This window comes from Rhodococcus sp. NPDC060086 (assembly GCF_042730275.1).
Lineage (GTDB): Bacteria > Actinomycetota > Actinomycetes > Mycobacteriales > Mycobacteriaceae > Rhodococcus.
On the sequence record NZ_JBHWWZ010000023.1, the window covers coordinates 38,024 to 60,580 of the forward strand.

Here is a 22,557-nt window from a genome sequence, read left to right on the forward strand (position 1 = left end):
GCGGGACGCCCCGACATGCGCGCCGTTCGCCGTTAATGGGCAAATCGGAATGAGCCCATACTAACGAGAGGCTTTGCACCGTTGCGAATCGGGGGCGACACGGGGAACGACAGGACTCATCTCACCTGCCAGGCGCACACGGCACCCACCGCCGCGAGAGCGAGAGCCGGCCACCGAGGGTCGGCAGGAAGCAGCCACACTGCTCCGATCACCGCCGTCATCGGCACCGGCAGAGACAACCCCAACGCAGCGACGGACGCCGATCCGGGCAACGAGGAGGCGAGCGCCAGCCCCGCTCCCGCGGCGATGAGCACCAGGCGCACCGGCAGGGGAACGTTCTCGGCGAACTGCGGCCACAGCACCGCAGCTGTCGAGACGGCCAGCGCCACCACGAGGCCGGCAGCCGCGTACGGAACGTAGGGGGAACACCACACGCCGAGGGCAACAGCAGCGACCACGAGCAGCGGCAGCCACCACTGCTCGCTGCCGAACAACTCGAGCATCGCCGGATATACCGCGGCGACCGCGCCGGTGACCGCCAGCACGAAGCGGTCGTCACCAGAGGGGACGACACGGGCGACGACCTCGGCGCCGATCACCACCACCACGAGAGCGCCCACCGCGACGAACCACATCCGCGTTCCACCGGACCCGGCCTCGGAGGTCACCAGTTCCCCGAGCAACCGATAACCGAGCGTCAGCACGCCCGCAGCGAGCGCGGTCACTGCGAGTAGTCGCGGGTCGAATCGCTGTGCACCACCCCCGGGCGTGGCGGTCAGCGCCGCCGCGACGAGGGCCACCAATGCGATCGCCAGCAGCCACTGGGTGATCGTCCACCGCACCGGATCGACCGGCACCTGCACGCCGACCGCGGCGGCGGTGAGGAACGCGGACCAGGCACCCGTGAGCAGCGCCCACGGTCCGTTCGATACCGCCCATGCCCCGGCGACCGCGGCGCCCAGCAGCACCCCCGTCGTCCCGGAGGTGACCACACCGACGGTGGTGAGGGTGTCGGTCGAGGCCCCCTCCGGCACGAGATATCGGACCGAGCCGAGCACGAGTACCGCGCCGGCTCCCAGCGACCACGCCGTCCGCGGCGAACCGGACCGTTGCAGGCCCACCACCGACACCACGGCGAGGACCGCGGTGATCATCGGCGAGAAGTCGCTGCGGGTGCCGCTCGGGAGCGCCGATTCGCCGACGAGCAGGACGAATCCCGCGACCGCGGATGCGCATGCCGCCGCGGCGAGCGCAGCCGGTGCGCCGGCGCGGACGGACGTCGAGGTCGGCGACATGTCAGCGTCCGTCCGCGTACGCCCGCAGTTGCTCGACCTGCACGGGATCGAGCGACGGCCGGACGGTCTCGCGGGCAGCGGCGACGTCCTCGGAGGTCACTGCAGCCGCGTCGACCCGCCGACGCATCGCGGCCAGCGCCGCCTCGCGCAGGACCGCCGCACAGTCGGCCGCCGAGTACCCGTCGAGATCCTCGGCGAGCGCATCGAGGTCGACGTCGTCGTCCAAGGGCACCGACCGGCCGGCGGTCTTCAGGATCGCGGCGCGCGCGTCGGCGTCCGGCGGCGGCACGAACACCAGCCGCTCGAGTCGCCCGGGGCGCAGCAGCGCCGGATCGATCAGGTCGGGGCGGTTGGTCGCCCCGACCACCACGACGTCGCGGAGCGGCTCGACACCGTCGAGTTCGGTCAGCAACGATGCCACGACACGGTCCGACACCCCGGAGTCCGAACTCTGGCCGCGGCGTGGTGCGAGGGCGTCGATCTCGTCGAGGAACACGAGCGAGGGTGCGGAGTCCCGCGCGCGCTGGAACAGTTCACGCACCGCCTTCTCCGATGCGCCGACCCATTTGTCCATCAGTTCGGCGCCCTTGACGGCGTGCACGCTCAGCCGGCCGGTACTCGCCAGCGCGCGCACGAGAAATGTCTTGCCGCAGCCGGGCGGACCGTACAGCAGCACCCCGCGAGGCGGGTCCACTCCCAGTCGTGCGAACGAATCGGGATGCTGCAGGGGCCACAGCACGGCCTCGGTGAGTGCCTGCTTCGTCTCGACCATGTCGCCCACGTCGTCGAGGCTCACGCTCCCGATCGCCAGTTCCTCGGATCCGGAGCGGGACAGCGGCCGGATCACCTCGAGCGCGCCGACGAGGTCGTCCTGTGTCAGTTTCGGTTCGTCGGTGGCGCGGCTCGCGCGAGAGGCGGCGCGCAGCGCGGCCTCGCGGCACAGTGCAGCGAGGTCGGCGACGACGAAGCCGGGGGTGCGCTCCGCGATCGCATCGAGGTCGAGGCCGGTGGACGGCACCGATCGCAGCAGTACCTCGAGCTGGGCGCGACGGGTGGCGCCGTCGGGCAACGGCAGCGACAGTTCACGGTCGCAGATCTCGGGTGTCCGTACCCGCGGATCGACGCTGTCGGGTGCGGCGGAGGTCGCGACCAGGGCAACATCGTCGGTCTCGACCGCGTGGCGGAGTTGCTCGAGGATCAGCGTTGCCACCGGCTCCGCGTCGGAGGGCAGGACGGTGTCCACATCGGTGACGAGCAGGACGCCTCCGCCTCGGACCGCGTCGACGGCTGCGGTGATCCGCGCCAGTCGATCGGCGGCGGCGAGCGCACCGATACTCGGGCCGTCGACCTCGACGACACGGCGGTTCGCGAGCACCGCCCGCGCGAACGTGGTCTTGCCGACTCCGGCGGGCCCGGTGATCATCACGCCGAGGTGGGGAGACGCGCCGAGGGTGCGCAACAGTTCCGGTTCGTCGAGGGCGAGCTTCAGCCATTCGGCGAGCTTGCCGACCTGCGCCTGCAGTCCGACGAGGTCTTCGACGGGGGGCGCCGACGGCCGCTGAGTCCCGGCCTCGGGCGGGTACTCCGTCAACGGTGCGGTGACCGACGGCGCAACAGCCGGTCGAGCATCGGTGGCGTTCCCCGTGGCCCAGGAGACCGCGGTATTCGGCTGGATACTGACCGGACCGGACGGATCGACGGCCGAGACGGTGAGCAGCTCCGTCGTCCACGCGATACCGAAGGTCCGTGACAGTGCGCGCGTGGTGTCGGCACTGCTGGTGCCGGGGCCGAGGTCGCGCGGCAGCAGCGACACCGCGTCGCCGACGGTGACGACCTTGCCGAGCAGCGCCTGACGCAAGGTGACGGCGGGGATCGACGCGCTGGCGAGGGACGAGCCGGTGACCGTCACCCCCCGCGCGCCGTACACGGTCACAGGTGCGACGACCACGGTGGCGTTCTCCCGCAGTCCGGTATTGGAGAGGGTGACGTCGTCGAGGAGGATCGTCCCGGTGGGAGTGCCTGCCGGTGCGTGTCCTGCGACGGCCGCGGTGCGCCGCGCCCCGGTGAGTGCGATCGCATCCCATTCGCGCAGCCCGAGGGCGGTGAGCACCTCGGGATGCAAGCGAACGATTCCGCGGCGGGCATCTGCTGCGGAAGTGTTGAGCCGGACGGTCAGCGCGAGTTGTGGGGTGGTCACCCGCACGAGCCTAGATCGTGGTCAGCGTCCGCGCGGGCGACGCAGGCCGAGGCGCGCCGAGGAACGTCCCGTCGCGGTGAGCATGCGTCGGCCGACGGCGCGCCGGGGTCGCAGCGCACGCGACTCGGCGCGGATCGCCCGTCGTTCCGAGGGCTTGATGTCCCACGTCGCAGGGCGCGCCGCCACCCACCGCCGGGAGCGGATTGCGAATGGGATGTGCAGCAGGTACGCGCCCACCAACACCAGCATCAGGATGAACGGATAGGTGACGAGCGCTGCTGCACCGGCTGCGACGAGCGCCAGCAGGCCGATCGCGAGACGTGGTGGCACCGACACGGACTTCATGGCGAGGGTGGGGATCCGGCTGACGATCAGGCCTGCGGAGATGAGCGTCCACACCAGGACGAGCGGGAACGACGACCACCAGCCGTCGCCCCACTGGATGTACGCCGCAATCGGACTCAACGCGATGATGGCGCCCGCCGGTGACGGCACGCCCACGAAGTATTCACGGGCGTACGCGGGGACGGAGTCGTCCTCGAGCAGGGTGTTGAAGCGTGCCAGGCGCAGAACGATACTCACTGCGTACAGCAACGCGATGATCCAGCCCAGTGCGCTGCCGTCGAGCAACGTCACGTACAGCACGAGTGCGGGTGCGACGCCGAACGCGATGGCATCGGACAACGAGTCGAGTTCGGCACCGATCTTGCTGGTCGCGTCGAGCAAGCGTGCGATACGACCGTCGAGTGCGTCGAGAACCGCGGCGGCCCCGATCATGCCGAGGGCGATGCCGAGTTCTCCGTCGAGTGCGAACTTCACGGCAGACAGGCCTGCCGACAGCGCAAGGATCGTGATCACGCTCGGCAGCAGGCGCACCGCCACGGGACGACTGCGAGACACTCCGCTGTCGTCCCCGGCGGGTGCACTCGGTTTGAGGGGGGTCACAGCACCGGCGTGGAGGGCAACTGAGCGATGACGGTCTCCGCACCGATCGTGCGCTGACCGCGTTCGACGAGCAGTGTGCTCCCCGCAGGCAGATATGTGTCGACGCGAGAGCCGAAGCGGATGAGTCCGTACGTGTCGCCGATGGGAACCGTGTCGCCCACCTGTGCGTCGCACACGATGCGTCGAGCCAGTAGGCCGGCGATCTGCACGACCCCGACCTGGGTGCCGTCGCGTATCTCGAGCAGCATGCTCGTGCGTTCGTTGACCTCACTCGCGTCGGCGAGGTCGGCGGAGAGGAACTTCCCGGGCTGGTGCACGACCTTGCGGACGATGCCGCCGACGGGACTGCGCTGCACATGTACGTCGAGCACCGACAGGAAGATGCTCACGCGGGGGAGCGGTTCGGTGCCGAGGCCGAGTTCGGCGGGCGGCACGGCCGTGTCGACGAGCGCGACCTCACCGTCGGCGGGTGCGACGGCGATACCGACCCGGTTGGGCGGCACCCGGTGGGGGTGCCGGAAGAACGTCGCGGTGGCGGCGGCGGAAGCGAGGCCCGCACGGCGGACCCACTTGCGCTTGCGGCCGAGTACAGCCACTGCCAGGGGTGCGACGACGAACGGCACTCCGCCGGGGTGAAGCGGCGGAACGGCCTTCTTGATCAGATCGACGACATGTGCTGCACCGCTGGTCGGTGGTGTTCCAGCGGGTGTGGGCTTACGTGCCACGGCTCCTCTTCACTCACGTTCGTCGGGTTGCCCGGACGGGCTGTCCCCAGGACACCCGAGAGTACGTGAGTATAGAGACGTGCGGTCAGACGGCTGCGCGTGCCTCCGCTTCGTTCTTGATCCGGGCGAGGGTGGAATTCATGCCGACGATCATGTCGTCGTCGAAGTTCTCCTGACCTCCGAGGATGTACTTGATGAGGGTCTGCGAGACCTTGCTGGTGCCGGTGGGAGCCTCGCGGCGTTGCACGATCCGGGTGCCCGTCTCGGTGGGTTCGAGGGCGAACGACCAGATCGAGCGGTTCTCGTTGATGCGAAAGCGCAGCTCGCGCCCGGGCTCGAACGTGAGAACCTTCGACGTGGTGGGCCACACCAGGACGCCCTTGCGGTTGATGTTGATCGTCGAGGTTCCGGGGCCGACACTGCCGCCGCGGACGATCATCTTGCGGCACTGCGGGCTCCACTCGCCCATGCGCTGCAGATCCGAGACGACACTCCAAACCCGGTCGGGGTCTGCTGCGACGTCGATGGTGGCTTCGAGGGTCTTCGACATGAATGCTCCTACTCGGTGCGTGGTACTCGGGGTCACAAAAATACTGGCGTCGATCGTATCCGATGCTGTGGTGGCCGTCACCGGGTCAGACGCAGGAACGCCCCGAGGTCGACCAGTTCGTCGGGGGTCGACGGTAGATGATCGGTCAACGCACGCGACCGGACGACGATCGCACACCACTGCCCCCGTGAGAGTGCGACGTTGAGACGGTTGCGCGACAACAGGAACGACATCCCGCGCGGCACGTCCTCGACCGCCGACGCCGTCATCGAGATCAACACCACCGGAGCCTCACGACCCTGGAACTTGTCGACCGTGCCCACATCGACCCGGGTCAGTCCGACATCTGCCAGGCGGGACCGGATCATCGCCACCTGCGCGTTGTACGGCGCGACGACGAGCACGTCCTTCTCTCCGATTGGGCGCGACGCGCCTTCGGGGCCGTCGCGCCACTCGGTGCCGAGCAGCGTCTGCACTCGGCGCACCACCTCGTCGCTCTCCTCGACCGAGCACGTCGCGTTGCCGACATGCTCGACCGTCACCGTGTGCACACCCGGTGAGAGTCCGTCGAGGGCGCGCGCGGTAGTCCGGTCGGACTGGGACGACAGCCGTCCCTCGTACGACAGGTCCGACACCCGCGCGCACAGGTCGGGATGCATCCGCCACGTGCGCGACAGGAAGAAGCCCCGGTCTGCGGGCAGTGCGCCGTGCCCCTCGGCGAGCCAGCCGAGCGCCGACTCGTCGGCGGGTTCGGGGTGCGTGCCCTGACTGACCTGGGGCAACTGCTGAGGATCGCCCAGGAGCAACAGATTCCGCGCACTCGTCGCGACCGCGACGGTATTGGACAGGCAGAACTGCCCCGCCTCGTCGATGACCAGTAGATCCAGGCTGCCCGGTGTGATGCAGTTCGTATTCGTGAAATCCCAAGCGGTGCCACCGACGACATATCCGTCGTGAAGCCCGTCCAGATACCGCGTCAGGGTCTTGGCGTCTTTCGCGGGTGTCCATTCCGGCTCGACGGTCTTCGCCTTCGCCTTCACCACGACTTCGCCGGGAACCCCCGCGGCGACGATACCGTCGAGCATGTTCTCCACCACCGAATGCGACTGCGCGACCACCCCGACCCGCCAGCCGTGTTCGCGGACGAGCGCGGCCACGACGCGGGACCCCGTGTACGTCTTCCCGGTACCGGGCGGACCCTGCACGGCCACATACGAATCGTCGAGCTCGAGGACTGCCGCGGTGATCGCGTCCGGGAATCCGCCGTCGCCGACCGGGGGGAGCCCGCCGGAACGCGTGCGCGGCGGGATCCGTCGCAGGATGTCGACACCTGCCGTGGCCGGTAGATCAGGCAGCGACGCGCACATGGCGTCGGCCGCAGATTCGATCGCCTTCTCGATGCCGGCCGCACCGATCGGGGAGCCGGGCGTGACGGCCATCGGCAGAGCCGAATACTCCTCGTCGGTCTGCAGCAACTCCTCGATCACGAGCACGTCGTGGAAATCGCTGCCGGACCGGCGTTCGAGGATCTTCCCGCTCGACCACGCCCGCGTCCGCGGACCGCCGTCGGGCAGCCCGTCCGGTGCCTGCGCCTCGTACAGAAGGAACACCGAATCGCCAGCCCGCGCTGTGCTGCCGGTGTCGAAATCGCCCGTGACCGCCAGATGGCGCCGGGCCTTGCGCTTGCGCGGCGGCAGATGCCAGTCCTCCTCGACCGCGACGGAGGTCGCGACGAGCGTGTCGCGGGTGTCGGCCCATTCGTCCACCGGAGTCGACAGCCGGTCGAAGTGTGCCCACCAGAACGGTTTCCGCTCCCGCCGGTGGTAGCCGAGCGAGGCCGCCATCAGCGCCGCCGCCTGCTGGTCGTCGGTGCGCTCACCCGGTGGTCGGGGGCGGTCCGGCAGGTGCGCAGTCTGGCCCGCGAACTCCCACAGTGTGACCTCTGCGGGGTGCGGTTCGAGTGGGAGTGCGGCTTCCTCGTGTGTGACGCCGGTGGTGGCGACACCGTGTTCCGCCGCCCGGTCGAGCAGCCAGTTGCGCAGCCGCAACGTCGACACGCAGTCGTCCTCGTTGTACGACGCGATCGAGTCGAGCAGCTTCGAGGCCTCTTCGCTTCGCCCGGCGTCGCGGAGATCGCAGTAGTCCGCGTACGCGACGATCGACGCACCGGCATCGACCACCTCACCTTGCCGCGCCGGCATGTAGAGCGGCTCGAGTTTCTTGATGCTGTACGACGACTCTCCGGACCGAAGTGATGCGCGCACAATGGGATACAGGTCCACCAGGACACCGTCGCGCAGTAGGCCGTCGACTTCCTCCTCGCCCACGCCGTGCCGGCCCGCCAGGCGCAACAGCGCCGACTTCTCGTACGGCGCGTAGTGGTAGATATGCATCTTCGGGTGCACTCGGCGGCGTTGCGCCACGTACTCGAGGAAATCGAGCAGCGCGCGGCGTTCCTCGGCGCGCGTGTGCGCCCAGAAAGGACGGAACGTCGGAGCGTCGGTGTCTTGTTCGACGACACCGAACAGATACTCGAGGCCCCAGTCGGGGCCGCCGTCCTCGCACCACAGCGGATCGCCCTCGAAGTCGAAGAAGAGGTCGCCGTCGTCCGGGTCGGGCAGTGCCGCAAGAGAACCCGGTTCGTAGACGTCGACGACGGGTTGGCCGGTCTGTTCCTGCCGCACCTGAACCTGCGCTTGTGCCCGCAGTGCCGCGTACGTGCGGTGCGACATGTCCGGCACGGGCTCCTTGCGAGCACAGAGTCCGTCGATCGTTGTGACGTCGCCTGCGATCAATCGGGCGCGTTGCGTCGACCGCATTCCCGCGACCATCAGCAGGTCGCGGTGCGCCGCCACCTGAGGCTCGCACGTGTCGCAGCGGCCGCACGCGGTGTGTCCGCCGCTGGTCCAGGTCACGGGATCTTCCGCATGGTGATGCCCGTCGATCAAGCGCTGCAGATGCCTGCGCCGTTGCGTGTAGACAGGCGCGATGTCGGCGAGGGGATACGACGCGAGCGTGCTGTCGCCCAGGATCAGGTGGGCGTGCGGTGCGACCGGGATTCCGGTATCTGCGAGGGCATCGGCGTAGGCGGCGAGTTGCAGCAGCGCTTCGACTCTCGCGTGCCGGGCGAGTTTCGTGTCGTAGACGGCATACGTATCCCCGGTGCGGACGAGGAAGTCGCAGAAACCCACGAACCGGCCGTCGAAGAAGGTGCCCTGGTAGATCACGTCGGCACCCGCACGGGCGGCGTCGACCGTGGCACGCGCAGCCGCTTCGTAGCCGTCGCGCGTGTGGTCGGGGCGGGGGATGTGCACGACACCGTCGCCGAATCGGTCGCGGTAGCGGTCGAGGACGCGCTGCTCGTGGGCGTTCCCGAGACGGGCGGTGCGGTCGAGCATCCGATCGGCGACCCTCGCGGGACGCTGCCCTCGGCCGAGCACCGCGTCGACTCCGCTGAGCAGTGAGAACTCGCACTGGGCGGCATCGGCCAGATCTCGTGAGCTGTAGACCAGCACATCGTCGAGCAGAAACATCGGCGCAGCCTCCCGCGTGGTGTCGTTGCCCGACTATGGCAGACGCGGGTGACAGGCGGCGGTGACTGCGCGGATGTGTCTCCTGCGCAGACTCACCTGTCAGCGGTGGTGCGAAGCCGCCGCGAGTGACGAGTAGCGGAGCTGTTCCCGATAGGCGATCGATCGGGCGCGCATGGCCTCCCGTCGTGCGTCGTGTGCGCGCGAGGTGCATCCGCCGCCCTCGATTCCGAGCACGGTCCGGCCGAGGAGTACCAGCCCCCACGGTCCGATGACCCACAGTGGCCACGGGTAGACCATCGATGTCGTCCCGAGCGATACGAGCGCCCAGACCAGCACGTTGATCGCACTCACGCCGAGCCAGGCGGACCATTCGACCCGTTGGTGGAGCGGCAGACGACGAGAAGGGCGCGCGGTGACCGGCGGTGCGGGCGGGGTGCTCTGGGGAAGATCGGAAAACTGCGCACGCGCCTCGGCGACGATCTGCGAGGCGTAGACGGCAGCCGCCCTCCGGTCGAACTCTTCGATCGTGAGACGACCGGTACCGACATGCTGCGAGAGTTCACTGACGTACTGATCGCGTTCCGAATCGGAGAGTCTGTCGGAGTCGGAAGCATAGGGGCTCTCGGTGGCCATGGGTCCTCCAGGCGGGATGCTCCATTGTGGAATGTCGTACTGTCCATGATGGATATGCCACAGTGGAATGTCAACACTTTTCGTGGTGACCGTTGAGGGAGGGAGCGCGCAATGGCCGGACGGCCACTGAATGCGACCGCAGCGTCGCTGCTGGGTTTTCTGCACGAGGGTCCGAAAACGGGCTGGGATCTGGTGACCACGGCGCAGGAGCGGATCGGCAAGTTCTGGTCGCTCACGACCAGTCAGGTGTACCGCGAACTCGCCGCGATGGAGCGCGACGGCCTGATCGAACCCGGCGAGAAGGGGCCGCGTGACCGCAAGCCCTACGCGCTCACCGACGCAGGCCGGGAGGCGTTCACCGAGTGGATCGGCCGGGAACCGGGACCGGAAAACATCCGGCACCCGTTACTGCTCACCGTTGCGTTTGCTGAGCACCTGCCGCCGGAACGCCTCGCGGAGATGCTCGCCCACTATCGCGCAGCCCACGAACGTCAACTCGCGGGCTACGAAGATCTCCTGGCCCACCACGACCTGCCGAACTACTCGGCCGCCACTGTCGAGTTCGGAATCGCCTACGAACGTGCCGTCCTCACCTGGATCGAAAGCATGGACAAGCGACTCGCGAACGAGGGATGACCACGGTCACCGAAGTGGGTCGAAGTGCCGCAGCAGCGGATCGGCATCGCCCGTCATCGAATTCGCGAGCAACCGGCCGGTCAGCGGGCCGAGCGCGACACCCCACATACCGTGACCGCCTGCGACGAACACCCGCGGCGACCGGGTGGCCCCGACCAGAGGCAGTCCATCGGCCGTGCACGGCCTCGAACCGACCCATTCCTCGGCCCGATCGTTCCAGTCGATATCGCGCAGGAGCGGACGGGTCGTGTCGACGATCGCCTGTATCCGTCGCGGATCGAGCGGTGCGTCGGGTTTCCGGAACTCCATCATTCCGGCGATGCGGAACCGATCGTGCAGGGGAGTACACGCCACTCGCTGCACCGGGAAATACACGGGGTTCTTCGGCAGTTCGTCGGGCACCACACTGAAGCTGTACCCGCGACCGGCCTGCACCAGGGTACGTACACCGAACTCGTGGGCCAGGGTGTTCAGCCGGGCACCCGTCGCGAGCACCACCGCATCGACGGACACGTCGTACCCGTTCGCGGAGATCACGTCGACCACGCCGTTACCGGGGTCGCGCACTTCGGTCACGTCGAACCCGGTGAGGATCTCACCGCCACGTGCTCGTACCGCATCCGCGAGCGAGGCGACGAATCGCGGTGGATCGATGAATCGCTGGCCCCGGATCCGCAGTCCCGCGCGCACCTTGTCACCGAGCAGGGGTTCGAGCGAGTGCACCGCGTCGGCATCGAGGACATCGAAGTCGACGTCACCTCCCGTTGCCCGCACGTGATCGAACTCCTCGAGTAGGTGGTCGCGGTCGGTCTCCGCGGTGAATGCCGCGAGGAAAGGATCGGCGTCTCGGGTCTGTTCGGCGACGCCGCCGTCGGCCAGGTCGTCGTACGCTCGCAACGCAACCTTGTTGGCCTGGGCAAATATTTCCAGCGACGCCATCTGATGTCGTCGGGTGCAGTGCCGGGCGAAGTCCACGAGGAAGCGGATCAGCTTCGGGTCGAGTGTGGGCGGCACATACACCGGTGACGAGGGCGTGAACATCGATCGCAGCCCGTACCTCAATACCGACGGCTCCGGTAGCGGCAGGGTCAGGGCGGGCGCGAGCCAACCGGCGTTGCCCCACGACGCGCGGTCATGAGCGGTATCGACTCCGGGGCCCGTCCGGTCGACAACGGTGACGGCAAGGCCCCGTTCCTGCAGAAACCACGCGGTGGACAGCCCCACGATCCCGGCTCCGGCCACAACCACTCGACGAATCGCCATGATGCACTCCTGTCGATGCAGAGGTACCTCTTACATCCATGATGGCCCACACGGGGTGTTCTGCACGCCCGGGCTCGTGCCGTCCTAATATTCGAGGAGGAAATCTGCTTGTCGAAGGGGACAGTGAGTTGAGTACACACGTCGAACAGCGCGAGTTCCAGGCCGAGGCGCGCCAGTTGCTGGATCTGATGATCCACTCGATCTACTCCAACAAGGACACCTTCCTGCGGGAGTTGATCTCCAATGCGTCCGACGCGCTGGACAAACTCCGCCTGGAGTCTTTCCGGAACAAGGACCTGAACGTCGACACGTCCGATCTGCACATCGAGCTCGTTGTCGACAAGGATGCCCGCACCCTCACCATCCGGGACAACGGCATCGGCATGTCGCGCGACGAGGTCGTCGACCTGATCGGCACCCTCGCCCGATCGGGCACCGCTGAGATGCGCAAGAAGCTGCGCGAGGCAAAGGACGCCGCGGCATCCGAGGAACTGATCGGCCAGTTCGGCATCGGTTTCTACTCGGCGTTCATGGTGGCAGACAAGGTCACGCTCATCACCCACAAGCCGGGGCAGGATGCCGGAACCCGGTGGGAGTCGAGCGGTGAATCCACCTACACGATCGAAGACGTCGAGGACGCGCCGCAGGGAACCTCGGTGACGCTTCACCTCAAGCCCGAGGACGCCGACGACCACCTCTACGACTACACGTCGCAGTGGAAGCTCGAGGAGATCGTCAAGAAGTACTCGGACTTCATCGCCTGGCCCGTCCGCATGGAGGTCTCCCGGACCACCAAGGGTGAAGACGGCACCGACGAGGTCACCTTCGAGACCAAGACCCTCAACTCGCAGAAGGCGCTGTGGGCCCGCTCGCGCGACGAGGTGTCGGACGACGAGTACCACGAGTTCTACAAGCACGTCGCCCACGCGTGGGACGACCCGCTCGAGATCATCCCGATGCGGGCCGAGGGCACCTTCGAATATCAGGCGCTGCTGTTCATTCCGACGCACGCCCCGTTCGACCTGTTCGCCCGCGAACGCAAGACGGGTATCCAGCTCTACGTCAAACGCGTGTTCATCATGGACGACTGCGAAGACCTCATTCCCGAGTACCTGCGCTTCGTCAAGGGCGTCGTCGACGCGCAGGACCTGTCGCTGAACGTCTCCCGCGAGATCCTGCAGCAGGACCGCCAGATCCGGGCCATCCGACGTCGTCTCACGAAGAAGGTCCTGTCCACTGTCAAGGACATGGCATCCCAGGACGCCGACAAGTACCGGACCTTCTGGAACGAGTTCGGCCGAGTGCTCAAGGAAGGGCTGATCTCCGACACCGACAACCGCGACACTCTGCTCGCGGTCTCGTCGTTCGATTCCACGGCGAGCACCGACGAACAGACCACCCTCGCCGGATATGTCGAGCGCATGAAGGACGGCCAGGACGAGATCTACTACATCACCGGCGAGTCCCGGCAGCTGCTCGAAAGTTCCCCGCACATGGAGGCGTTCACGGCGAAGGGCATCGAGGTCCTGCTGCTGACCGACGCGGTCGACGAGATGTGGGTGACGTCGGTTCCCGAATTCGAAGGCAAGGCCTTCCGGTCGGTGGCGAAGGGCGAGGTGGACCTCGACACCGAGGACGAGAAGAAGGCGGCCGAGGCCGGACGAGAGGAGCAGGAGAAGGAGTTCGGTGATCTCCTGACGTGGATGAAGGATGCGCTCGACGAGCACGTCAAGGAGGTGCGTCTGTCGTCGCGTCTGACGACGTCGCCGGCGTGCGTCGTGGGCGACACGTTCAGCATGTCCCCTGCACTCGAGCGCATGTACAAGGCGTCGGGTCAGCCGGTGCCGCAGACCAAGCGGATCCTCGAACTGAACCCCGGGCATCCGCTGGTGTCGGGGCTGCGCGCGGCACACGGTGACCGCACGGATGATCCGGCGCTCGCCGAGACCGCGGAGCTGCTGTACGGGATGGCCCTGATCGCCGAGGGCGGGGAGGTCGACGATCCCGCGCGCTTCACGCACCTGCTCGCAGACCGGCTCGCTCGCACCGTCTGAATCGGCACGGTCCGATTCGGCTTCCCCCCGGGCGATAGGCTCGGGGGTATGAGCGATGTGGCTGGAGTGTTGTTCGACATCGAGGGCGTGATCGTGACGTCGTGGGAGCCGGTGCCCGGCGCCGCAGACGTCCTCGCGGAGCTCCGCGCGAGCGGAGTGCCGCGGGCCTTCCTGACGAACACGACGTCGCGGACGTGTGCCGAGATCGCTGCAACGCTCAGCGATCTCGGCATGCCCGTCGACGCGAACGAGATCGTCACGGCCGCGTCGCTCACGGCGGAGTATCTGAAGCAGACCTATCCGGGTCGCCGATGCTGGGTGCTCAACGACGGCAACGTCGATGCCGATCTCGACGGGATCGATCGCGACGACGCCGACCCCGACGTGGTGGTACTCGGCGGTGCGGGGGAGGGGTTCACGCATCGGACGTTGAGTCGCGTTGCCGAGCTGATGCTCGACGGTGTGCCGGTCGTCGCGATGCACCGCGCGGCCAGCTGGCAGGGGCCCGACGGTCTGCGCCTCGACACGGGCGCCTATCTGCCGGGGCTCGAGGAGCTCAGCGGTCAGATGGTGGTGGCGGTGGGTAAGCCCTCGATGCAGGGCTTCCTCGCGGCCGCGGACCTCATGGGCGTCGAGCCGGATCGCATGGTGATGGTCGGCGACGATCTGTACGGCGAGGTGCTGCCCGGACAGCGGCTGGGGATGGCGGGAGTTCTGGTGCGTACCGGAAAGTTTCGCCGGTCCGTGCTCGAGCTCGCCGTCGACAAGCCGGACCACGTGATCGACTCCGTCGCCGATCTTCCGGAGTTGCTCCGAACGATGTGAAGTGGGTCTCGCCTGCGACACGTGTGACCGGTACCCTGCGCCCGAGGGTTCTCTCCCTCCTTCTTCCAGCGCAGAGGAGCTCTTCTTGTCCATTCGTTCTCTCCGGTCCGGCCTCTCCGGTCGTCGTGTTGCGCAGATCTTCGCGGCGGCTGCCGTCAGCGCGGCATCGATTGCCTTGGTGGGTGCCGGTACGGCGTCGGCCGCGCCCGTGACGTGTGTGTCGCCGCCGTCCGAGAATCAGATCCTGGTGTCGGATACGGCGAGCTGTGGTGCGACGGCCAGTGGTGAGGGCTTTGCGCGGGCATCGGCAGCCGACAGTGGCACTGCAGTGTCGGTCGCCGAGTCCGCGGGTGCCGCCGAATCCCAGGCAACCGGGTTCGGTACCGCGCTCAGTGCGGCCCGTGACGGTGGACGCTCCTACGCGTACGCACTCGGCGGCGGTCTGAGCCATTCGTGGGCGCAGGGTCCGGCGACCACGTTGTCGGTGGCCGGCTGGGGTTCGGGAGCGACGGCCGACACCACCGGTGTGACGTGCGTCGGTGCTCAGTCGTTCGCTCTCAACACTGCCACGGGGCAGTGGTGCGCCGTGGGCGTGGGCTCCACGCCTCGTTGATCGATGTGGTGCAGGAACCATCTGCACCGCGATGAGGGTGGTGAGTGCAGGTAACCTTGCACTCGCCACCCTCGAGTGCTAAAAATGCAGTTGGCACTCACGACAAACGAGTGCCAGGTCGGGACGGTGAGACCGGGAATTATCGACACCCCTGGTCGTCCGTCGCGGGCACTGATTCCGGCCGAAGGCGTTACTTGGGGCGACCGACCATTGGTCGTCCTGCGTGTCACCCCGATATCCGGAGGATCACTTCGCAATGGCCAAGATCATCGCGTTCGACGAAGAGGCCCGTCGCGGTCTCGAGCGGGGCCTGAACAGCCTCGCCGACGCTGTCAAGGTGACGTTGGGCCCCAAGGGTCGCAACGTCGTGCTCGAGAAGAAGTGGGGCGCCCCCACGATCACCAACGATGGTGTGTCCATCGCCAAGGAGATCGAGCTCGAGGACCCGTACGAGAAGATCGGCGCAGAGCTGGTCAAGGAAGTCGCCAAGAAGACGGATGACGTCGCGGGCGACGGCACCACGACCGCTACTGTGCTCGCCCAGGCGCTCGTGCGCGAGGGTCTGCGCAACGTTGCTGCCGGCGCGAACCCGCTCGGCCTCAAGCGTGGCATCGAGAAGGCCGTCGAGGCCGTCACCGCCAAGCTGCTCGACACCGCCAAGGAAGTCGAGACCAAGGAGCAGATCGCAGCGACCGCAGGCATCTCCGCCGGCGATCCCGCGATCGGTGAGCTGATCGCCGAGGCCATCGACAAGGTGGGCAAGGAAGGCGTCATCACCGTCGAGGAGTCCAACACCTTCGGCCTCCAGCTCGAGCTGACCGAGGGCATGCGCTTCGACAAGGGCTACATCTCCCTCTACTTCGCCACGGACGCCGAGCGTCAGGAAGCCGTCCTCGAAGACGCGTACATCCTGCTCGTCAGCTCCAAGATCTCGACGGTCAAGGACTTGCTGCCGCTCCTGGAGAAGGTCATCCAGTCGGGCAAGCCGCTCGTCATCATCGCCGAGGACGTCGAGGGTGAGGCTCTGTCCACCCTCGTCCTGAACAAGATCCGCGGCACCTTCAAGTCCGTCGCCGTCAAGGCTCCGGGCTTCGGCGACCGCCGCAAGGCCCAGCTCGCCGACATCGCCATCCTCACCGGTGGCGAGGTCGTCAGCGAAGAGGTCGGCCTCTCCCTCGAGACCGCCGGTCTCGAGCTTCTCGGCCAGGCTCGCAAGGTCGTCGTCACCAAGGATGAGACCACCATCGTCGAGGGCGCGGGCGATCCCGACGCCATCGCCGGTCGCGTCAACCAGATTCGCGCCGAGATCGAGGCATCGGATTCCGACTACGACCGCGAGAAGCTGCAGGAGCGCCTGGCCAAGCTGGCCGGTGGCGTTGCAGTCATCAAGGCCGGCGCTGCGACCGAGGTCGAGCTCAAGGAGCGCAAGCACCGCATCGAAGATGCCGTGCGCAACGCCAAGGCTGCCGTCGAAGAGGGCATCGTCGCCGGTGGCGGCGTGGCTCTGCTGCAGGCCGCACCCGTGCTCGACGACCTCAAGCTCGAGGGCGACGAGGCCACCGGTGCCAACATCGTCAAGGTTGCCCTCGAGGCGCCGCTCAAGCAGATCGCGTTCAACGCAGGCCTCGAGCCCGGCGTCGTCGCGGAGAAGGTCCGCAACCTCGATGCGGGTCACGGCCTCAACGCCGCGACCGGTGTCTACGAGGACCTCCTCGCTGCAGGCATCAACGACCCGGTCAAGGTCACCCGCTCGGCACTGCAGAACGCTGCGTCGATCGCGGCTCTGTTCCTGACCACCGAGGCTGTTGTGGCCGACAAGCCGGAGAAGGCCGCCGCTCCCATGGGCGACCCGACCGGTGGCATGGGCGGCATGGACTTCTGATCCGGTCCTGACTGCTCGACCCAGAGCTGCACGCGAGGCCCGATTCCACTCCGGTGGGGTCGGGTCTCGCTGCGTTGCACATCGACAGGTTGTGCCGTGTACCAAGATCTTGACTCTTTCGTGATCTTTCGGTGGGGATCGTGTAAAAACAACGGTGTAATTCCGGGCTGGTCGGGGAGCGCCGGACGAGTCGTTGCGACTCGTCGTGGGACGAGACGGTTTTCGAAGGGTGTGGGGTTTTGGGATCGATGTGGTTCCGGCGTGCATGTGGCGTCGTGACGGTCGGGTTGGTGGCAGCAGTGTGTGTACCGGCCGGAGGATCGGCCGACCCGGTTCCCGGATCACCGGCCGTGGGAGAGCGGGCTTCGGAGCTGTCGCACATCGAGGTCGAGAACGACCGTACGGTGATCGCGCACGTGTATTCGGCATCGATGGATGCCATCGTGCCGCTCCGGGTACGGACACCTGCCGACACCAGTGAGCCGCGGCCCACCCTGTATCTGCTCAACGGATCCGGCGGCGGACAGGGTATTGCCACGTGGGACGAGCAGACCGACGTCGACGAATTCTTCGCCGACAAGAACGTCAACGTGGTGACTCCACTGGGCGGACGCTACAGCTACTACACCGACTGGGAACAGGACGACCCGGAGCTCGGCCGCAACAAGTGGACGACATTCCTCACCGAGGAAGTGCCGTCCATCATCGACGAGCAGTTCGGGACCACGGGGGCCAACGCCATCGCGGGCCTGTCGATGTCGGGCACGTCGGTGCTCGGCCTGGCAACTGCCGCACCCGAGTTGTACCGCGCTGTCGGTGCATACAGCGGATGCGCCGAGACGAGCACTCCCGTGGGGCAGGCATACGTCCAGGCTGTGGTGCGGGTCAAGGGCGGCGACCCCGAGAACATGTGGGGTCCGGTCGGTGGGCCGGGGTGGATCGAGAACGACCCGTACCTCAACGCTGAGAAGCTCCGCGGGGTCGAGTTGTATGTGTCGGCGGCGACGGGTCTTCCAGGTGAGCACGATCAGTTGAGTTCGAGGTCGATCAACTACGACCCGATCGGCCTCGTGGGGCAGATCGTTGTCGGCGGGACCATCGAAGCGGCCGTGCATCACTGCACGGCCCGCCTCGCGGAGCGGCTCGAGGAGTTGGAGATTCCCGCACACTTCGAATGGCGGAACGGTACGCATTCCTGGGATTACTGGGAGGACGATCTGCACAAGTCGTGGCCCATGATGGCGGCAGCCATCGGGTTGTGACGGTGGCGGCAGCCATCGGGTTGTGACGGTGGCGGCAGCCATCGGGTTGTGACGGTGGCGGCAGCCATCGGGTTGTGACGGTGGTGGTAGCCATCGGGTTGTGACGGTGGTGGTAGCCATCGGGTTTGTAGGACGGCATGATCTTCGGGCCGGCTCCGTCAGGGGGGCCGGCCCGTGTGCTGTCGGTGTCTGCAACTCGAGTTCCGCAACTTTGACCGTTTCGTGATCATTGGGGGTCTTCGTGGTGTAGAAATGGTTTCACCCCGGTCGGGCGAGACTCCGTAATCCAGGCTCGCCCGACCGGTTCCAAGGATTTGGGAGGCGGTCGGGTGGTCTCGTTTCGGCGGGCTTGTGCTGCGTTGTCCGTGGTTGCGCTCACGTGTATACCCCCGGCTCTTTTGGCAAATGAAGTTGCAGCGCAGCCTGTTTCGATCCTGTCTCACATCGAGTTCGAGGGTGATCGCACCGTCGTCGCACATGTCTATTCGGCGGCCATGGATCGCGTCGTCCCGCTGAGGGTGCGCACGCCGGCGGATGTGAGCGTTCCGAGACCTACGCTGTATCTGTTGAACGGGGCGGGCGGTGGTGAGGGGCAGGCAACGTGGGATGCCCGGACGGATATCGATGAGTTCTTCGCCGACAAGAACGTCAACGTCGTCACGCCCTTGGACGGATCCTTCACCTATTACACCGACTGGATACGCGACGATCCGGTGCTCGGCCGCAACAAGTGGACGACGTTCCTCACCGAGGAGTTGCCGCCGATCGTCGACGCGGCCTTCGGTACCTCGGGTGTGAATGCGATAGCGGGTCTGTCGATGTCGGGTACATCGGTGTTGAGTCTCGCGATTGCAGAACCGGAGCTGTATGAGGCGGTCGGCGCATACAGTGGGTGTGCCGAGACGAGTACGGAGCTCGGACAGCTCTACGTTCGCACGGTTGTCGAGAGTCGTGGCGACGCGGACGTCGAGAACATGTGGGGTCCGCTCGACGGGCCGGGTTGGGCCACCAACGACCCGTACGTCAATGCGGAGAAGTTGCGGGGCATCGATCTGTACGTCTCGTCGGCTACAGGGCTGCCCGGGCCGCACGAGCATCTGGGTGCGCAGTCGGTCGGGGGCGATCCGGGGCTTCTTGTGAATCAGATCGTGATGGGCGGCATCATCGAGGCTGCAGTGAACGACTGTACGCACCGGCTGGCTGCTCGCCTCGACAGCCTCGACATCCCGGCCACTTTCGAATTCCGTTCACACGGAACGCATTCATGGGGTTATTGGCAGGACGATCTGCATGCGTCCTGGCCGATGATCGCGAACGCTGTCGGGGCCTGATTCCTCGACGGACCGGCTGTGCCCGGCCGGGAAGGTTTCATTGTGATGGCGCATGTCGAAATTGTATGTGCGATAGTGTATTTCATACTTCGAAGCCCGAAAAGTAGTTTCGCGCAACATCTTGACGGTGCAGTTATCTCGCCGTAATGTGAAGTGCGGCACACCGTCACTGTAAGTGGTTGTGTCGCAGTGTCTTCGCTCATCCGACTGCAGGAGGAAGAATGGGTAGCACAACAATTACCGAAGTCATCGAGTTCATCTTCAACATACTCGGCCAGATGGCGACGTTCCTCAGCTGATTTACTCGCATGTCCCGGCCAGGGGTGAGTTCCCCGGCCTGATCGATCCGACACAGGAGGAACAATGGGTAGCATCTCGGCAGGCTTCGAAGCCATCAGCTCTTTCGTCCAGCTAATTCTCGCGATTGCTCCTCTGCTGCTGACAGGTTCGCTGTAGCGCGGATATATCACGAAGGCTGTGGATCTCGGGGATTCGGGATCCACAGCCTTCGTGGTGGTCATTCCGGGATCAGCATCCAGAGTGCGAGGTACAGCAGAACTGCCGTGCCGCCCGTGACGAATGCTGCGAGAACCGCGCCGGCCCGGACGAGATTGATGTCGACGGAGAAGTATTCGGCGATACCGCCGCACACGCCGCCGAGCATGCGCTGAGAGGTCGAGCGAGTGAAGGAGCGGGATGTGTTGCTGTCGAAGGTCATGATGGCATCGTCTTCCTGTCGAATGGGTATACGGTCGGGTGGGTGTCAGCGGCAGACGACCGTCAGGCCGATACCGCGCCAGATCTTCGTTTCCTTGCGATCCCAGCTGTCGGTGCTGGAGTTGTACGTCGATTCGGTCTCGGTCCGGTAGCCGCGGTCGCGCTGCTCGGTCACCGTGCAGGTGCCGGACACGCTTCCCGCACGGTTGGTGATCGAATAGGGCGTGCCCTGTGCGGTGAGCTTCGCGGTGGCAGCATGCTCTTCCATCCCGACGACGCTCGGCGCGGAATCCGCTGCGGCGAAGCCGGTTCCGATGGTCAGAGCGGCAGCGCCTGCGAGCAGTGCAGTCATGATGGTCTTGCGCATTGGCTTCTCCCGAAGTGTATGTGGGGCTCGTTGGCTCGATGTATCGATCGTGCGCCACAGAGTCCCTCAGGCACATCGGGGACAGCCCCCGTCTGTACCCTGAACTTTCGATCAGGGTTACCGGTCTTCGGTCGGAAGTGTCAGCGTTCGGCGCGCTTGGCGAGCGTCTTCTTGAAGACGATGAAGGGCAGCAGTAGCCGTGCAATCAGTGCCACGGCCCACACGATGACGGTCGCGAGAATCCAGGTCGTGATGCCCTCTATCCGCAGGCCGTCGCTCACGATCGCCGTGACGATGAGCGCGAGCAGCGTCGAGATCAGCGCGCTGCTCCCGATGAGCACCGGCGTCTTGGTCATCGCAACCTGACGGATCAGGGGATCGAGGAGAATTGTCGCGACGGTGAAGATCACGACGGCGATGACGAACGCGAACGAACTGAGTGTCATGCCGGGAAGAACCCAGGCGCCGACGATCAGAGCAATCGCATTGGCGATCAGCGCGACAACCGTGCTGGCAAGGAGCCGGATCATGGTGAGAGCGTATCCCGGTGAGCTTCGGATCACCGGGAATTGCGGTGTGGAATCGAGTGCGTGGGGACGGCTTCGAACATGGCACCGCCGGGAGTCATGGCACCATCGGAGACATGGCCGATCGGATGCGTGTTGCCCTTGCCCTCGGTAGTGGAGGAGCCCGCGGTTACGCCCACATCGGCGCGATCCAGGTGCTCGAAGAGCGCGGGTTCGAGATCGTCGGTATCGCAGGCTCGTCGATGGGCGCGCTCGTCGGCGGGGTCTACGCTGCAGGCAAGCTCGACGAGTACACCCGCTGGGCGGAGAGTCTGACCCAGCTCGACGTCGTCCGCCTGCTGGATGTGTCGGTCACTTCGCCGGGCGTCATCCATGCGGAGAAGGTTCTCAACAAGGTCCGTGATCTCATCGGTGATGTCGTCATCGAGGATCTCCCGATGCCGTTCACAGCTGTCGCGACCGATCTGGCAGCCGGACGTTCGGTGTGGTTTCAGCGGGGACCGGTCGACGTGGCGATCCGCGCGTCGATTGCGATCCCCGGCGTCATCACGCCCTATGTCCTCAACGGCCGCGTGCTCACGGATGGCGGGACGTTGACCCCGCTGCCGGTGGCCCCGACGGTCGGGGTGTCGTCCGATCTGACGATCGGGATCAGTCTCGGTGCCGAAGAGCGAGGTCGGACGCAGTCGCCCGAGAATGTCAGCGCCGAACCGCGGCCTGCGGAGGAGTGGGTGGGGCGTTTCCGCAGATCCGCGACCCAGTTGCTCGACAGCGATATTGTCCGCTCGGTTGTCGGCAGGTTCGGGGCGGCCGCACCCGACGAGAGACTCGACCAGGACACCGACACCACGGACACTGACACGACGGACACCGAAACCACGGACACCGATACCCAGGGCGTCGCCGACGACATGCCGATCGGTCCGGAGGCGGTCGCGGCCCCGAAATTCAGCCGCGTCGCGGTGATGAACCGCTCGCTCGACATCATGCAGTCCGCTCTTGCCCGTCATCAGCTCGCCGCGTATCCGCCGGATGTCCTGGTCGAGGTTCCGCGCACCGCGTGCCGCAGCCTCGACTTCCACAAGGCCACGGAGATGATCGCGCTGGGCCGATCGCTCACCGAGGCTGCGCTCGACGCCGCAGGACTCGGAATCAACGCACCCCGCTCTGCCGACCAGGAAGACGATTCGGGCCTAGTCTGA

At 66.5% G+C, this 22,557-nt stretch carries 19 protein-coding genes; 8 read left to right on the forward strand and 11 right to left on the reverse strand.

From position 1 onward, the window contains the following. Window positions 1-116: 116 nt before the first annotated feature. The 7 genes from ACFWB0_RS14785 to ACFWB0_RS14815 form a co-directional block, all read right to left on the reverse strand. The gene (locus ACFWB0_RS14785) at window positions 117-1,295 is read right to left on the reverse strand and encodes a hypothetical protein (RefSeq protein ID WP_378491203.1); all 1,179 of its coding nucleotides are present in this window, start codon (window positions 1,293-1,295) and stop codon (window positions 117-119) included. A 1-nt stretch (window position 1,296) separates the two neighbouring features. Beyond that, the gene (locus ACFWB0_RS14790) at window positions 1,297-3,492 is read right to left on the reverse strand and encodes an AAA family ATPase (RefSeq protein ID WP_378491204.1); all 2,196 of its coding nucleotides are present in this window, start codon (window positions 3,490-3,492) and stop codon (window positions 1,297-1,299) included. A 21-nt stretch (window positions 3,493-3,513) separates the two neighbouring features. After that, complete coding sequence (locus ACFWB0_RS14795) at window positions 3,514-4,392, reverse strand: CDP-alcohol phosphatidyltransferase family protein (RefSeq protein ID WP_378491205.1); 879 nt, start codon at window positions 4,390-4,392, stop codon at window positions 3,514-3,516. A 41-nt stretch (window positions 4,393-4,433) separates the two neighbouring features. Then, the gene (locus ACFWB0_RS14800) at window positions 4,434-5,162 is read right to left on the reverse strand and encodes a phosphatidylserine decarboxylase (RefSeq protein ID WP_378491206.1); all 729 of its coding nucleotides are present in this window, start codon (window positions 5,160-5,162) and stop codon (window positions 4,434-4,436) included. Between the two features lie 85 nt (window positions 5,163-5,247). Continuing rightward, window positions 5,248-5,712, reverse strand: a complete 465-nt coding sequence (locus ACFWB0_RS14805) for an SRPBCC family protein (RefSeq protein ID WP_378491207.1) — start codon at window positions 5,710-5,712, stop codon at window positions 5,248-5,250. 77 nt (window positions 5,713-5,789) lie between these two features. Continuing rightward, window positions 5,790-9,245, reverse strand: a complete 3,456-nt coding sequence (locus ACFWB0_RS14810; protein ID WP_378491208.1) for a TM0106 family RecB-like putative nuclease — start codon at window positions 9,243-9,245, stop codon at window positions 5,790-5,792. Window positions 9,246-9,344: 99 nt separating this feature from the next. Next, entirely contained in the window at window positions 9,345-9,878 is a 534-nt protein-coding gene (locus tag ACFWB0_RS14815) for a DUF1707 domain-containing protein (RefSeq protein WP_378491209.1), read from the reverse strand. 111 nt (window positions 9,879-9,989) lie between these two features. Here ACFWB0_RS14815 and ACFWB0_RS14820 point away from each other — a divergent pair, with 111 nt between their 5' ends. Beyond that, entirely contained in the window at window positions 9,990-10,514 is a 525-nt protein-coding gene (locus ACFWB0_RS14820; protein WP_378491210.1) for a PadR family transcriptional regulator, read from the forward strand. A gap of 6 nt (window positions 10,515-10,520) precedes the next feature. On the opposite strand, the gene ACFWB0_RS14825 is transcribed toward ACFWB0_RS14820, so the two are convergent. Next, complete coding sequence (locus ACFWB0_RS14825) at window positions 10,521-11,777, reverse strand: NAD(P)/FAD-dependent oxidoreductase (RefSeq protein ID WP_378491211.1); 1,257 nt, start codon at window positions 11,775-11,777, stop codon at window positions 10,521-10,523. Window positions 11,778-11,905: 128 nt separating this feature from the next. Here ACFWB0_RS14825 and htpG point away from each other — a divergent pair, with 128 nt between their 5' ends. From htpG to ACFWB0_RS14855, 6 genes are all read left to right on the forward strand, one after another. Continuing rightward, window positions 11,906-13,831: a molecular chaperone HtpG gene (htpG, locus tag ACFWB0_RS14830; protein WP_378491212.1), complete on the forward strand. Its 1,926-nt coding sequence runs from the start codon at window positions 11,906-11,908 to the stop codon at window positions 13,829-13,831. 48 nt (window positions 13,832-13,879) lie between these two features. After that, complete coding sequence (locus tag ACFWB0_RS14835; RefSeq protein ID WP_378491213.1) at window positions 13,880-14,656, forward strand: HAD-IIA family hydrolase; 777 nt, start codon at window positions 13,880-13,882, stop codon at window positions 14,654-14,656. 85 nt (window positions 14,657-14,741) lie between these two features. After that, a complete protein-coding gene (locus ACFWB0_RS14840; RefSeq protein ID WP_378491214.1) occupies window positions 14,742-15,269 on the forward strand; it encodes a DUF6764 family protein in 528 nt (175 codons plus the stop codon). A gap of 256 nt (window positions 15,270-15,525) precedes the next feature. Next, on the forward strand, window positions 15,526-17,151 hold the full coding sequence (groL, locus tag ACFWB0_RS14845; protein WP_378491215.1) for a chaperonin GroEL: 1,626 nt from the start codon (window positions 15,526-15,528) through the stop codon (window positions 17,149-17,151). Window positions 17,152-17,399: 248 nt separating this feature from the next. After that, a complete protein-coding gene (locus tag ACFWB0_RS14850; RefSeq protein WP_378491245.1) occupies window positions 17,400-18,413 on the forward strand; it encodes an alpha/beta hydrolase in 1,014 nt (337 codons plus the stop codon). A gap of 383 nt (window positions 18,414-18,796) precedes the next feature. After that, the gene (locus ACFWB0_RS14855) at window positions 18,797-19,744 is read left to right on the forward strand and encodes an alpha/beta hydrolase (RefSeq protein ID WP_378491246.1); all 948 of its coding nucleotides are present in this window, start codon (window positions 18,797-18,799) and stop codon (window positions 19,742-19,744) included. 517 nt (window positions 19,745-20,261) lie between these two features. Here ACFWB0_RS14855 and ACFWB0_RS14860 read toward each other — a convergent pair. The 3 genes from ACFWB0_RS14860 to ACFWB0_RS14870 form a co-directional block, all read right to left on the reverse strand. After that, a complete protein-coding gene (locus ACFWB0_RS14860) occupies window positions 20,262-20,462 on the reverse strand; it encodes a PspC domain-containing protein (RefSeq protein WP_378491216.1) in 201 nt (66 codons plus the stop codon). 45 nt (window positions 20,463-20,507) lie between these two features. Beyond that, window positions 20,508-20,828: a hypothetical protein gene (locus ACFWB0_RS14865; protein WP_378491217.1), complete on the reverse strand. Its 321-nt coding sequence runs from the start codon at window positions 20,826-20,828 to the stop codon at window positions 20,508-20,510. Window positions 20,829-20,968: 140 nt separating this feature from the next. Further along, the gene (locus tag ACFWB0_RS14870) at window positions 20,969-21,358 is read right to left on the reverse strand and encodes a phage holin family protein (RefSeq protein ID WP_378491218.1); all 390 of its coding nucleotides are present in this window, start codon (window positions 21,356-21,358) and stop codon (window positions 20,969-20,971) included. A 113-nt stretch (window positions 21,359-21,471) separates the two neighbouring features. Here ACFWB0_RS14870 and ACFWB0_RS14875 point away from each other — a divergent pair, with 113 nt between their 5' ends. Beyond that, window positions 21,472-22,557, forward strand: coding sequence for a patatin-like phospholipase family protein (locus tag ACFWB0_RS14875; protein ID WP_378491219.1), 1,086 nt, complete (start codon window positions 21,472-21,474; stop codon window positions 22,555-22,557).